This window comes from Brevundimonas sp. NIBR10 (assembly GCF_027912515.1).
Lineage (GTDB): Bacteria > Pseudomonadota > Alphaproteobacteria > Caulobacterales > Caulobacteraceae > Brevundimonas.
This window is the reverse complement of record NZ_CP115464.1, coordinates 2,172,546-2,185,343: the sequence shown is the minus strand read 5'-3', so window position 1 is coordinate 2,185,343 and position 12,798 is coordinate 2,172,546. Positions and strand designations below refer to the sequence as shown.

The window sequence follows — 12,798 nt, the reverse complement described above, 5'->3', positions numbered from 1 at the left end:
CGCCGGGTCGAACCCGGCGGGCGCCTCAGTCTTCGATCGATTTAGCGGCGGCCCGAGACCGTCGATTCCGCCGAGGCGTTCTCGAACATCCGGTTGATGTCGCCCGAGGTCACCGGCTTTCCGGCCTCACGCTTGGGCGCCGCGCCGCCGAGGTTCAGCAGCGGATCGGTATGCACCGGCACGGCCGCGGCCGCCGCCTTCAGCGCGCCGACGGTGCAGTCTTCCTTCTTGAGCACCGAGAACGGATCATAGGAGAACTCGCGCATCGCATTGATGTGGGTGATCTTGTCGATCGTCTCGCGCGACAGATGCTGGACGTCGGCCCACAGCTTCTCGGCCGAGTGCGGCCAGACCGAGTCCGAGTGCGGATAGTCGCATTCGTACATGACCATGTCCTCGCCAATGTAGTCGAGGTTGGCCAGGCCGAACTTGTCTTCGATGAAGCAGCTGATGATGTGCTTCTTGTAGATGTCGCTCGGCATCTTGCCGGGACCGAAGTTCGAGTTGGTCCAGGCGTTGTGGTGGCCGTGGGTGAAGTCGGCGCGTTCCAGCAGGTACGGAATCCAGCCGATCCCGCCCTCGGACAGGGCCATCTTCAGGTCCGGGAATTTCTTCCACATCGGACCCCAGATCCAGTCGGCCGCCGAGTTGGCGATCGAGATGGGCATCGAGGTGATCCAGGCGTCGATCGGCGACAGGTCCGAGGCGTGCTGAGCGGCCGAACCGGTGCCGATATGGCAGCAGATGACGACCTTGTTGTCGGCACAGGCCTTCCACAACGGATCCCAGTAGTCGTCGTGCAGCGAGGGCCAGCCGGCCAGGGCCGGGTTGTCTGAGAACGACAGGGCGTGGACGCCCAGCCGGGCCATGCGCTCGACCTCGGCCACGGCCGCCTGCATGTCCCAGAACGGCGTCAGCATTAGCGGGATGAAACGGCCCGGCGCAGCGCCAGCCCAATCATGGACGTGCCAGTCGTTATAGGCGCGGATTGCGGCCAGGGCGACGTCCGGGTCCTGTTTCGATGCGGTCTGGAACCGGGCACCGGCGAAACCGGGGAAGGTGGGGAAGCAGATCGAGCCCAGGATACCGTTGGCGTCCATGTCCTCGACACGCGCCTTGATGTCCCAGGTGCCACGACGCATCTGCTCGTAGTTGAGCGGCTCCATGCCGTACTCTTCCTTCGGACGACCGACGACGGAGTTCAGGCCCATGTATCCGGCGGCCTTTTCCTCGAACATCCAGACGTCGCGTCCGTCGCGCTGCTCGATATGGGGCTGACGGCCTTTGAGGCGCTCGGGCCAGTGTCGGTCGAACGCATTGGGCGGCTCGATGACGTGGTCGTCCACGCTCACGAGGATCAGGTCATCGACGGTCATGTGGCTCTTCCTCATTTCCAAGGGCGGCTTGTCGCCGCCTCTAATCCGGGCGCAGTCTCGTAAGGGCTGCGTCATTCAGAATTCCGTTCTATAACAAAAACGCAAAAACTGTCTAGAAAATATGATGCGTCATCTGGACGCCGGATACCAAAAGAGAGGGGTCCCATGATCCGCCGCATGGACCATTTTACCATCGTCACCGATCGACTGGCCGCGACGCTGGATTTCTATGCGATTCTGGGACTGAGCCCGGGGCCCCGCCCCGACTTCGGCTTTCCCGGCGCATGGCTCTATGTCGCAGACAGTCCGGTGCTGCACGTCGTCGAGACGGACCGGATGCCGGAGCCCCGCCGTGGTGCCTTGGATCACATGGCCTTCTTCGCCGAAGACCTGATCGGAACGACCGACCGGATCACGGCCGCGTCCCTGGACTATCGAATGATCCGCACACCACGACCGTTCAGTCGATGGCAGATGTTCCTGTTCGATCCCAACGGTGTGGAGGTCGAACTGGATTTCGTCGCCGAAGAGACCCCGCCCGCCGACTGGAAATCCCGCGCCGGCCGCTGAAACCAGGACCGATCAGGTTAGGGCGTTGGTCAGCCGGCGACCTGCATCCCGCAGGGCCGCGCCGATCTCGTCGAGCTGGCCGTCTTCATACTGACCCAGCAGCATGACGCCGACGATGCTGAAGGCCACATCGCCCGCCCGGTCGAACACCGGGGCCGCGATCGTCTGCACGCCCTTGGTGAAATAGCCCTGATCGCTGGCCCACCCGCGCGCCTCCGCCGCCTCGACCTGCTCCCAGTAATCCTCGAACGTCAGCGGGGTCTGCCAGCGCAGCGCCTTGAACGCCGCCTTCAGATCCTTGCGCGACCAGCCCAGATGCGGCGCCATGATCCGGCCCGTCGATGCCATCAAGACCGGCAGCCGCTGACCCTCCGCCATCTCGATACGGACATTGGCCGGGCTGGCGACGCTCTTGACGAGCACGATCTTGTCCGGCCCCAGCCGTTTCCACAGGGTCATTGTGATGTTGTAGCGGTCGGCCAGTTCGCGCATCTGCGGCGTCGCCGCCGCCACACGCTGGCCTTCGGTCAGCAGGTTCCCGACCAGGGTCGTCAGTCCCACGCCGACGGAATAGGTCTTGGCCACCGGATCAAACTCGACCACGTCCTCGAGCACCAGGGTGCGCAGGATGTTGAAACAGGTGCTGGCGTTCAGGCCCAGGCTGCGCGAGATCGTTACCGACCGCGTCGGCCCGCCCGCCTCGACCAGAAATTTCAGAATGCGAATCGCGTTGGCCGCCGGTTTGACGATCACCATCTTCTCGCCGGCATCGTTCGCCGTCGCAGACTCCGCGCCATCGGAGGCGCTGGCCTCTTCGCGGAGGGCCCTTCCTGCTGCTGATCGCGCCATGCGCACTCCGTCAATTCGTGCGGCATGGCCGCAATAACCTGTTTTGCCTAGCAGGCATTGGCGCGCAAGCGAAACTGGAAACGATGTCGGCCAGGGCCCGCAAACCCAAGCGGCGCGGCATCCGGGGCAAAAGAACCGCGCCGACCCGCCTTGCGCGAGCGGTTCTGGTGCGAGAAACCACGTCTCCATACAGTTGCGTCTCGCGGCGGCGTTGGAGGGGAGAAACCGATGGTGGATCACATTGCTCTGTGCCGAGGATGCCGCGTCGGCGCTCGGGCCTGCCGGTTCGGCGCCGACGACTTCGTTGCGATCGACCTCAACGAGGGACGGGTTTGTCTGACCTGCCCGTTCGACGTTCAGGGAGGACCCGACGTCGCCCATGGCGGATGGATATCGGGCGTCTTCGATGATGCCCTGGGCCGTTTCCTGACCCATCGTGGACTATTGACGGTGACCGCGACCCTGACGATCGACTTCCTGATGCCGGTCCCTGTCGAACGACCGCTGATCCTGACCGTCCGCATAGAGAAGGAGGACGGCCGCCGCCGCTTCATGTCGGGAAGCCTGCGCCTGGAAGGAGACGACCGTGACCGCGCCACGGCACACGGCGTCTGGGTCGAACGCCGACCGGACCATTTCGACCGCCATCAGGCTCAGATGTCAGGGTTCAGAGACCCGGGCTCCGACGCCTGACGGCCGGTGTCCGATCAGCCCTCGCCGAACGCGGCCTCGGCCAGCACATCCTCGAGCGACCGGGGCGTCCGACCCGAAAGTCGTTCGATATCGCCGGTGACGATGTCGAAGCCTCCCGCGACAAAGCCCTGACGGATCGACAGGACGACCTCGACGATGTGAGGTGGCAGGCCGGCTTGCAGGAAGCGGGCGCGCAGGTCGTCGGTCGTCATGACGACGTGGCTTAGGGGCGTGCCGCTCAGTCTGGCAACCAGCTCCGCCCGTTCGGTGCCTGACCATGTTCTCGGCCCCGTGCCTGTATAGATCGCCCCCTCATGGCCTTTTCCGGCCAGCAGCCCCGCTGCCGCTGCCGCCAGATCGGCGCGCGACACAAAGGCCACCCGGTTCTCGCCCAGGCCGACCAGCGCCCCTTGAGCGAGCGCGCCCTTGGCCTCGTCCGCAAAGGATTCGGCGTAGTAGTTCATCCTCAGAATGCTCCATTGCGCCGCCGTCCGCATCAGATGCTGTTCCGCCGCGAAATAGGACGCCCAGACATCGGGCTCGGCCCGGGACCGAGTCCCTGCCGATGACATGAAGACGACGTGTCGGACGCCCGCTCGGTTCGCGGCGTCGATCGCCGCCAGATTCTGCCGCGCCCGCTGGCCCGGAGCCAGAGCCACGGTCGGAATGATCAGCAGTCTATCCAGTCCGGCATAGGCGGCATCCAGGGTCTCAGGCTGATCGTAGTCGCCGAAGCGGGCATTGTACGCCGCGGCCGGATCGGGTGTGCGCGAAATGCCGACGACCTCCAAGCCAGCCTGTCCCGCCAGATGGTCAAGGACGCTCCCGCCCAGCTTCCCGCTCGCACCGCTGACACCGACTCTCATTCGATCATTCCTTATTCCGGTGAAAGTCCACCCTCGTCTCAACCCGCCTCAACGACTGCCAGAACGGCATCGGCGGCGACCTGATCGCCGACCGCCGCTCCGACCCCGGACACCTTGCCGTCGAAGGGGGCAACCAGCGCATGCTCCATCTTCATGGCCTCCAGCACCACGATCGGTTGGCCCTTTGCCACGGCGTCGCCGACGGCGGCGGAGACGGCAACGATCTTGCCGGGCATCGGCGCGCGCAGCGAGCCGTCTGAGGCGGAGCCGCCGCCTGCGCCCATCTGTTTGAATGCCGAGATCTCGAAGGCGAGACCGTCCTCGAACCAGACGCCGTTATGGGCGGTCAGGGGTCTGTAGGTCGCCGGCGGATAGTCGTCGGGCGTCATGGCGACGCTGTGGGCCTCGCCGTGGACGACGATGGTCTGGCGGCTCTCGGACGGGCCGTTCAGGCGGAAGCCCTGCGGGCCGTTCCAGGTATCCCAAGGAGCCCAGTGATCGTTACCATCGGCGACGACACCGTGTTCACGCAGGGCCCGCGCGGCACCCTCCAGTCCGAACTTTGACAGGGAGGACGCGACCAGCGCCTCCTCCTCAGCCCCGATGAAGCCCGTATCGACGTCGCCCTCCACGAACCTCGGATGCTCGAGGCACTTCACCAGGAACGCAGCATTGGTCTTCACCGGCCAGACCTCGACCTCGGCGCAGGCGTCGGCGAGGCGGGCGGCGGCGGCTTCGCGGCTGGTCTCATGGACGATCAGCTTGGCGATCATGGGGTCGTAGAACTGGCTGACCTCGCCGCCCTGAAAGACGCCCGTATCCACCCGGATGTCGTCGGGCAGGCGGAAATGCTCGAGCTTGCCGATGCTCGGCAGGAAGCCGTTGGCCGGGTCCTCGGCATAGAGCCGCGCCTCCATGGCCCAGCCGTTCATGGGGATGTCGGCCTGTTTCAGGGGGACGGGTTCGCCGGCCGCCGCGCGGAACTGCCATTCGACCAGGTCGACGCCGGTGATGCTCTCGGTGACGGGGTGCTCGACCTGGAGCCGGGTGTTCATCTCCATGAACCAGATGCGGTCGGCGCGCAGGCCCTCGGACGCATCGGCGATGAACTCGATCGTGCCCGCGCCGACATAGTTCACGGCCTTCGCCGCCTTGACCGCCGCGTCGGTGACCGCCGCGCGGGTGGCCGCGTCCATGCCCGGGGCCGGTGCCTCCTCGATCACCTTCTGGTGGCGGCGCTGCAGGGAGCAGTCGCGTTCGTACAGGTGGACGACCTCGCCGTTTGAGTCCCCGAACACCTGAACCTCGATGTGGCGGGGCGACAGGATGTATTTCTCGATCAGCACCCGGTCGTCGCCAAAGCTGGACGCGGCCTCTCGCTGACAAGACGCCAGGGCATCGAGGAAGGCGTCGGAGGTCTCGACCCGCCGCATCCCCTTGCCGCCACCGCCCGCGACCGCCTTGATCAGCACGGGATAGCCGATGGCGTCGGCCTCGGACTTCAACCGGTCGGGATTCTGGTCCTCGCCCATGTATCCGGGGGTCACCGGCACGCCCGCCGCGACCATCAGCTTCTTCGCCGCGTCCTTCAGACCCATGGCCCGGATCGAGGCCGGGGGTGCGCCGATCCAGATGATCCCCGCCGCCATGACCGCCTCGGCGAACTCCGCGTTCTCGGACAGGAAGCCGTAACCGGGGTGGATGGCCTCGGCCCCCGTGGCCTTGGCCGCCGCCAGCACCTTGTCCGCGACCAGATAGGACTCGCGCGCGGCGGCCGGTCCGATCAGCACCGCCTCGTCCGCCTCGCGCACGTGCAGGGCCTTGGCGTCCGCCTCTGAATAGACGGCGATGGCGCGGATACCCATCCGCTTTGCGGTGCGGAAGACGCGACAGGCGATCTCGCCACGATTGGCGACCAGGACGGATTTGAACATGGCCATTACATCCTGAACACGCCGAACACCGTGTCCGGTATGGGCGCATTGAGCGTGGCGGAGAGGGCGAGGCCGAGGACGTCGCGGGTCTGGGCGGGGTCGATGATGCCGTCGTCCCACAGGCGGGCGGTGGCGTAGTAGGGGTTGCCTTCGTCCTCGTATTTCTGGCGGACAGGCGCTTTGAAGGCTTCGGCCTGTTCAGGCGTCCAGCTGTCGGCGTCGCGGTGGACCGTGGCCAGCACGGCCGCCGCCTGTTCGCCGCCCATGACGCTGATCCGGCTGTTGGGCCAGGTGAACAGGAAGCGCGGCGAATAGGCCCGGCCGCACATGCCGTAGTTGCCGGCACCGAACGACCCGCCGATCAGGACGGTGATCTTGGGCACGGCGGCGCAGGCGACGGCGGTGACCAGCTTGGCACCGTGCTTGGCGATGCCCTCGGCCTCGTACTTGCCGCCGACCATGAAGCCCGAGATGTTCTGCAGGAACAGCAGCGGAATCTTGCGCTTGCAGGCCAGTTCGATGAAGTGCGCCCCCTTCTGCGCGCTCTCGCTGAACAGAACCCCGTTGTTGGCCAGGATGGCGACCGGATAGCCCCAGATGCGCGCGAACCCGCACACCAGGGTCGTGCCGTACAAGGCCTTGAACTCCTCGAACTCCGAGCCGTCGGTGATCCGGGCGATGACCTCGCGCACGTCATAGGGAGCCCGCACGTCGTCGGGGATCAGGCCGTACAGTTCCTCCGCATCGAAGGCGGGGGCACGGGGTTCGCGGACGTCGATGGAGACGGTCTTGACGGTGTTCAGCGACGCCACGATGTCGCGCACGATCTGGAGCGCGTGCTCGTCGTTCTCGGCAACGTGATCGACGACGCCCGATTTGCGCGAATGGGTCTCGGCCCCGCCCAGGTCCTCGGCCGAGATCACCTCGCCGGTCGCGGCCTTCACCAGCGGCGGGCCAGCCAGGAAGATGGTGCCTTGATTCCTGACGATCACCGTCTCGTCGGACATGGCGGGCACATAGGCCCCGCCGGCCGTACACGACCCCATGACGCAGGCGATCTGGGGGATCGACTTCGCCGACATCCGGGCCTGGTTGAAGAAGATGCGCCCGAAATGTTCGCGGTCGGGAAACACCTCGGCCTGGTGCGGCAGGTTGGCCCCACCGGAATCGACCAGATAGACGCACGGCAGTTCGTTCTGCTCGGCGATCTCCTGGGCCCGCAGATGCTTCTTCACCGTCATGGGGAAGTATGCGCCGCCCTTCACCGTCGGGTCGTTGCAGACGATCATGACCTCGCGGCCCGACACCCGTCCGATGCCGCAGATCATCCCGGCGCCGGGAGCCCCGTCGGGGTCCTTCGCATCGCCATACATGCCATTGGCCGCCAGCTGGCCGATCTCCAGAAACGGCGAGCCGGGGTCCAGCAGCCGTTCGACCCGGTCCCGTGGCAACAGCTTGCCGCGCGAGACGTGGCGGTCGCGCGACGCATCGGATCCGCCCCGCCCGGCCCTGGCGACCTTCTCGCGCAGTTCGGCGTTGAGCGCGCGATTGTGGGCGTCGAGCGCCTTGAAGGCCGCGCTGTTCGGATCGATCGAGGAGGTCAGGCGGGGCATCAGCTTCCCAGCAATTCGCGGCCGATCAGGAAGCGGCGGATCTCATTCGTCCCCGCGCCGATGTCATACAGCTTGGCGTCGCGGACGAGGCGTTCGACGGGCCATTCCTTCGTATAGCCTGCGCCGCCCAGAGCCTGCACCGCCTCCAGCGACACCTTCACCGCGTTCTCGGACGCCAGCAGGATCGCTCCCGCCGCGTCATACCGCGTGGTTTTGCCCTGATCGCAGGCGCGGGCGACGGCGTAGACATAGGCGCGGGCCGAGTTCAGAGCGACATACATGTCGGCGACCTTGGCCTGCATCAGCTGGAACGAACCGATGGGTTTGCCGAACTGTTTCCTGTCCCGCAGGTAGGGCAGCACCACATCCAGCGCCGCCTGCATGATGCCCAGCGGTCCGCCCGACAGCACCGCCCGCTCATAGTCCAGACCGCTCATCAGGATGGCCGCCCCCTGGCCCGGCGCTCCCATGACGTTCTCGGCCGGGACTTCGCAATCCTCGAACACCAGCTCGGCCGTGTCGGACCCGCGCATGCCCATCTTGTCCAGCTTCTTGGAGACGCTGAAGCCCTTCATCCCGCGCTCAATCAGGAAGGCGGTGACCCCGCCGTTACCGTCGCCGGTACGGGCATAGACGACCAGGGTGTCGGCGGTCGGCGAGTTGGTGATCCAGAATTTCGTGCCGTTCAGGATGTAGCGGTCGCCCCGCGCATCAGCCTTCGTCCGCATCGACATGACGTCGGAGCCCGAGCCGGCCTCCGACATGGCCAGCGACCCCAGATGTTCGCCGGAGATCAGCTTGGGCAGATATTTCGCCTTCTGCTCCTCATTGCCCCACCGCCGGATCTGGTTGACGCACAGGTTGGAGTGAGCCCCGTAGCTCAGCCCGATTGAGGCCGAGGCCCGCGACACCTCCTCCATCGCCACGACGTGCTCGAGATAGCCCATCCCCAGCCCGCCGTACTCCTCCTCGACCGTAATCCCGTGCAGCCCCAACTCACCCATCTCGGGCCACAGGTCGCGGGCGAATTTGTTGGTCTCGTCGATCTCTGCGGCGCGCGGTGCCAGCCGGTCGGCGGCCCAGCGGGCGGTCGTCTCCCGGATCATGTCGGCGTTCTCGCCGAGGCCGAACTCCATGGACTGCGGGGCGAAGGGAATGCTCATGGCTTTGGATCCAGCGTCAGATGTGGATGGCATGACCGAGCGCCTTCAGGGCGCTCTCGTGAATGGCCTCACCCAAGGTCGGATGGACGTGAATTGTACCGGCGACATCCTCCAGCACAGCCCCCATCTCCAGCAGGGTGGCGAACTCGCCGGCGAACTCTGAGCAGTGACGGCCCACGGCCTGAATGCCGAGTATCCGGTGATCGGACTTCCGCGCCAGTACCCGGACGAAACCGCCGTCGTCGCCCGCCTGCATAGACAGGGCCCGACCGTTGGCCTGAAACGGGAACTGACCGACGAGCGTGTCGATTCCTTCGGGAGCCTGATCGGGCGTAAGACCGACGCTGACGATCTCGGGCTCGGTGAAACAGACGGCGGCGATGGCGACGGGGTCGAACCGCCGCCGATGGCCCGCGATGATCTCGGCCACCATCTCGCCCTGGGCCGAGGCCTTGTGCGCAAGCATGGGCTCACCAACCAGATCACCGATGGCCCAGACATGGGTGGTCGAGGTCGCGCAGCGGTCGTCGATCTTCACGAACCGGCCATCCATCGCGAGCGCCATCTGATCCAGCCCCCAGCCCTCGGTCAGGGGCTTGCGGCCCACGGTGACCAGGATGCGATCGGCCGGGATCGTCAGCCGGCTCTGGCCGCCCGCCGTCTCGATAAGAAGGCCTTCCGCGTCCTGACCAAGCGCCCTGGCTCCCAAATGAACCGTGACGCCATGCTTCTCGAGCCAGCGCAGGACGGGCATGGTCAGGGCCGCATCGTACAGCGGCAGGATGCGATCCTGCGCCTCCACGATTGTCACCCTCGACCCGAGTTTGGCGTAGGCGATGCCGAGCTCCAGCCCGATGTAGCCGCCGCCGACCACCGCCAGGGTCGCCGGGACCTCGGGCAGCGACAGGGCCTCGGTCGAGGAAATCACCCTGTCATCGAACGGCAGGAACGGCAGCTCCACCGCCGTCGATCCCGTCGCCAGGATCACATGCTCGGGCCGGATGGTGACGACGCCATCCGCCGTCTCGACGGTGCAGGTCTTGGCGTCGGAGAAGTTCGCCCAGCCGGTGACCGTTCTCACCTTCGCCTTGCGCAACAGGCCGCCAACGCCGCCGCTAAGCCGATCGACGATGCCGTCCTTCCAGCCGAGGGTCTCGTCGAACCGCAACTCCGGTGCCTGATTCAGGTGGATGCCGAAACGCCCGCTCCCGCTCGACGCCAGCACCGCCTCCTCATACAGGCCCGCCGCGTGAATCAGGGCCTTGGACGGGATACAGCCGCGCGTAAGACAGGTGCCGCCCAGCCGCCCGCTCTCGACCAGCACCGTGTCCAGCCCCAGCTGCCCGGCGCGTATGGCGGCGACATAGCCGCCCGGCCCCCCGCCGACGACGAGGACCTTGGGTCTCAGGGTCTCGGTCATCGCATCAGTCCATGAAGATCAGAGCGGGGTGTTCGAGCAGCCGCTTGACCCGCTGCACGAACAGGGCGGCGTCATAGCCGTCGACGATCCGGTGATCGAAGGCCGACGACAGGTTCATTGTCTTGCGTACCGTGATGAAAGACCCGTCGATCACCGGCCGGCTCACCAGCTTGTTGGGATTGAGGATCGCCACCTCCGGATGGTTGATCACCGGCGTCGAGACGATCCCGCCCAGCGGCCCCATACTGGTCAGGGTGATGGTCGAGCCTGACAGTTCGTCGCGCCCCGCCGTGCCGTCGCGCACCGCCTTGGCCAGTCGCGAAACCTCGCGGGCGCAGTCCCAGACATCCAGTGCCTCGACGTGGCGCACCACCGGCACGATCAGACCGTTCGGGGTCTGGGTGGCAATGCCGATGTGGACACCCTCATGGGCGTGCAGCACGCCGTTGTCGTCGTCGTACAGGGCGTTGACCTGCGGGAAATCCGGCAGCGCCTTGGCCATGGCCCGCATGATGAAGGGTAGCAGGGTCAGCTTGGGCTGGTCGGCGATCCGATGTTCGTTGAGGTCCAGCCGCAGGGCCTCAAGCTCGGTCAGGTCACATTCCTCGACATAGTTGATATGCGGAATGCGGCGCTTGGCCTCCTGCATCTTCTCGGCGATCTTGCGGCGCAGGCCGATGATGCGGGTGTCGTTGACGCCGGTGCGGGCCACCCGGGACGTGCCGCCCGTCGGAGCCTTGCCGTCCTGGGCCAGAAAGACGTCGAGATCGTCGGGCGTGATCCGTCCGGCCGGCCCGCTACCCGGCACCTGAATCAACGACACGCCGAGATCGAGGGCACGTCGCCGGGTCGAGGGCGCGGCCAGCGGTGCCTCACCGGTAGAGCGGCCCGAAGTCGACCGAGACGCAGGTGCCGGCATCGTCGCAGCCTTGGCCGGGGCCGAGGGAGGTGGAGCGGAAGCCTGAGCGACGGGCTCCGGCTTGACCGCCACCTCGACCGGGGCCGGCGCAGCTGGCGCTGAGGGAGCGGACGCGGCGACCGCGTCGCTCCCCTCGAAGCTCTCGAACTCAACCAGGACGGCACCGACCGGCAGCATACCGCCGACTTCGCCGTGGATCGCCGTGACCGTGCCGCCCACCGGCGAGCTGATCTCGACCGTGGCCTTGTCGGTCATGACCTCGGCAATGTTCTGGTCTTCCTCAACGACGTCGCCGACCTTGACCAGCCAGGCGACGATCTCGGCCTCGGCGACACCCTCGCCCACATCGGGCAGCCGGAACAGATAGAGCCCCATGACCTAGTCCTCCATTGCGCGCTTGAGCGCCGCCGCCAGCCTTGCGGGCCCGGGGAAATAGTCCCATTCGAAGGCGTGCGGATAAGGCGTGTCCCAGCCCGCAACCCGCTGCACCGCGCTCTTCAGGTGATAGAAGCAGCGCTCCTGGACCAGGGCCGACAGCTCGCCGCCGAAGCCGCCGAACCGCGACGCCTCGTGCAGGATCACGCACCGCCCGGTCTTCTTCACCGAGGCTACGATGGCGTCGACGTCCAGCGGCACGATGGAGCGCAGGTCGATCAGCTCGGCGTCCACCCCGCTGTCCTCGATCCCAGCCAAGGCGACGTGAACCATGGTGCCATAGGCCAGCACCGTTGCCTCGGTCCCCTCGCGCACCGTCGCCGCCTTGCCCAACGGCACGGTGTAGTGGCCCGCTGGAACCTCGGCCATCGGATCGCCGGCCCAGGTCTTCAGCGCCTGCTCGTGCCGCCCGTCGAACGGCCCGTTGTAGAGCCGCTTCGGCTCCAGGAAGATGACCGGATCGTCGTCCTCGATCGAGGCGATCAACAGGCCCTTGGCGTCATAGGGATTGGACGGGATCACAGTCTTGAGGCCCGTGATATGGGCAAAGATCGCTTCCGGGCTCTGGCTGTGCGTCTGCCCCCCGAAGATGCCTCCGCCATAAGGAGACCGCACCGTGATCGGTGCCCAGAACTCCCCGTTCGACCGGTAGCGCAGCCGGGCTGCCTCCGACACCAGTTGGTCGAACGCCGGCAAGATATAGTCGGCGAACTGGATCTCGGGGATCGGCCGCAGACCGAACGCTCCCATGCCGATGGCCGTGGCGATAATACCCCCTTCCGAGATCGGGGCGTCGAAGCAGCGGGTCAGGCCATGCTTCTTCTGCAATCCGTCCGTCACCCGGAAAACGCCGCCAAAATAGCCGACGTCCTCGCCGAAGATCAGCGTATCGGGATCCTCGGTCAGGACGACATCGAGCGCCGAGTTCAGCGCCTGGATCATGTTCATGGTCGGCATGGC

At 66.3% G+C, this 12,798-nt stretch carries 11 protein-coding genes; 2 read left to right on the top strand and 9 right to left on the bottom strand.

Features of this window, described 5'->3' with window-relative positions; translation table 11 throughout:
- Window positions 1–41: 41 nt before the first annotated feature.
- Window positions 42–1,376: an amidohydrolase family protein gene (locus O5K39_RS10740; protein ID WP_271143622.1), complete on the bottom strand. Its 1,335-nt coding sequence runs from the start codon at window positions 1,374–1,376 to the stop codon at window positions 42–44.
- Window positions 1,377–1,541: 165 nt separating this feature from the next.
- Here O5K39_RS10740 and O5K39_RS10735 point away from each other — a divergent pair, with 165 nt between their 5' ends.
- Window positions 1,542–1,946, top strand: a complete 405-nt coding sequence (locus tag O5K39_RS10735) for a VOC family protein (protein WP_271143621.1) — start codon at window positions 1,542–1,544, stop codon at window positions 1,944–1,946.
- A gap of 12 nt (window positions 1,947–1,958) precedes the next feature.
- On the opposite strand, the gene O5K39_RS10730 is transcribed toward O5K39_RS10735, so the two are convergent.
- Complete coding sequence (locus tag O5K39_RS10730; RefSeq protein WP_271143620.1) at window positions 1,959–2,795, bottom strand: IclR family transcriptional regulator C-terminal domain-containing protein; 837 nt, start codon at window positions 2,793–2,795, stop codon at window positions 1,959–1,961.
- Between the two features lie 228 nt (window positions 2,796–3,023).
- On the opposite strand from O5K39_RS10730, the gene O5K39_RS10725 reads away from it, so the two are divergent.
- A complete protein-coding gene (locus O5K39_RS10725; RefSeq protein ID WP_271143619.1) occupies window positions 3,024–3,488 on the top strand; it encodes a PaaI family thioesterase in 465 nt (154 codons plus the stop codon).
- A 14-nt stretch (window positions 3,489–3,502) separates the two neighbouring features.
- Here O5K39_RS10725 and O5K39_RS10720 read toward each other — a convergent pair whose 3' ends face one another.
- Genes O5K39_RS10720 through O5K39_RS10690 form a run of 7 tightly spaced genes read right to left on the bottom strand, consistent with a single transcriptional unit; the run spans window position 3,503 to window position 12,795 of the window.
- The gene (locus O5K39_RS10720; RefSeq protein ID WP_271143618.1) at window positions 3,503–4,354 is read right to left on the bottom strand and encodes an NAD(P)H-binding protein; all 852 of its coding nucleotides are present in this window, start codon (window positions 4,352–4,354) and stop codon (window positions 3,503–3,505) included.
- A 38-nt stretch (window positions 4,355–4,392) separates the two neighbouring features.
- Window positions 4,393–6,288, bottom strand: coding sequence for a biotin carboxylase N-terminal domain-containing protein (locus O5K39_RS10715; RefSeq protein WP_271143617.1), 1,896 nt, complete (start codon window positions 6,286–6,288; stop codon window positions 4,393–4,395).
- 5 nt (window positions 6,289–6,293) lie between these two features.
- Window positions 6,294–7,901, bottom strand: a complete 1,608-nt coding sequence (locus tag O5K39_RS10710) for a carboxyl transferase domain-containing protein (protein WP_271143616.1) — start codon at window positions 7,899–7,901, stop codon at window positions 6,294–6,296.
- Window positions 7,901–9,064 (bottom strand): isovaleryl-CoA dehydrogenase, encoded by a 1,164-nt coding sequence (locus O5K39_RS10705; RefSeq protein WP_271143615.1) that lies wholly within the window; start codon window positions 9,062–9,064, stop codon window positions 7,901–7,903. Before O5K39_RS10705 ends, O5K39_RS10710 begins: the two co-directional genes overlap by 1 nt.
- 16 nt (window positions 9,065–9,080) lie before the next feature.
- A complete protein-coding gene (gene lpdA, locus O5K39_RS10700) occupies window positions 9,081–10,484 on the bottom strand; it encodes a dihydrolipoyl dehydrogenase (RefSeq protein ID WP_271143614.1) in 1,404 nt (467 codons plus the stop codon).
- A 4-nt stretch (window positions 10,485–10,488) separates the two neighbouring features.
- The gene (locus O5K39_RS10695; RefSeq protein WP_271143613.1) at window positions 10,489–11,778 is read right to left on the bottom strand and encodes a dihydrolipoamide acetyltransferase family protein; all 1,290 of its coding nucleotides are present in this window, start codon (window positions 11,776–11,778) and stop codon (window positions 10,489–10,491) included.
- 3 nt (window positions 11,779–11,781) lie between these two features.
- The gene (locus O5K39_RS10690; RefSeq protein WP_271143612.1) at window positions 11,782–12,795 is read right to left on the bottom strand and encodes an alpha-ketoacid dehydrogenase subunit beta; all 1,014 of its coding nucleotides are present in this window, start codon (window positions 12,793–12,795) and stop codon (window positions 11,782–11,784) included.
- Window positions 12,796–12,798 lie beyond the last annotated feature (3 nt).

Excerpts from the sequence above, each read along its gene's own strand:
- O5K39_RS10740 (WP_271143622.1), bottom strand. The coding sequence starts at position 1,376 with ATGACCGTCGATGACCTGATCCTCGTGAGCGTGGACGACCACGTCATC.
- O5K39_RS10735 (WP_271143621.1), top strand. The coding sequence starts at position 1,542 with ATGATCCGCCGCATGGACCATTTTACCATCGTCACCGATCGACTGGCC.
- O5K39_RS10730 (WP_271143620.1), bottom strand. The coding sequence starts at position 2,795 with ATGGCGCGATCAGCAGCAGGAAGGGCCCTCCGCGAAGAGGCCAGCGCC.
- O5K39_RS10725 (WP_271143619.1), top strand. The coding sequence starts at position 3,024 with ATGGTGGATCACATTGCTCTGTGCCGAGGATGCCGCGTCGGCGCTCGG.
- O5K39_RS10720 (WP_271143618.1), bottom strand. The coding sequence starts at position 4,354 with ATGAGAGTCGGTGTCAGCGGTGCGAGCGGGAAGCTGGGCGGGAGCGTC.
- O5K39_RS10715 (WP_271143617.1), bottom strand. The coding sequence starts at position 6,288 with ATGTTCAAATCCGTCCTGGTCGCCAATCGTGGCGAGATCGCCTGTCGC.
- O5K39_RS10710 (WP_271143616.1), bottom strand. The coding sequence starts at position 7,901 with ATGCCCCGCCTGACCTCCTCGATCGATCCGAACAGCGCGGCCTTCAAG.
- O5K39_RS10705 (WP_271143615.1), bottom strand. The coding sequence starts at position 9,064 with ATGAGCATTCCCTTCGCCCCGCAGTCCATGGAGTTCGGCCTCGGCGAG.
- lpdA (WP_271143614.1), bottom strand. The coding sequence starts at position 10,484 with ATGACCGAGACCCTGAGACCCAAGGTCCTCGTCGTCGGCGGGGGGCCG.
- O5K39_RS10695 (WP_271143613.1), bottom strand. The coding sequence starts at position 11,778 with ATGGGGCTCTATCTGTTCCGGCTGCCCGATGTGGGCGAGGGTGTCGCC.
- O5K39_RS10690 (WP_271143612.1), bottom strand. The coding sequence starts at position 12,795 with ATGCCGACCATGAACATGATCCAGGCGCTGAACTCGGCGCTCGATGTC.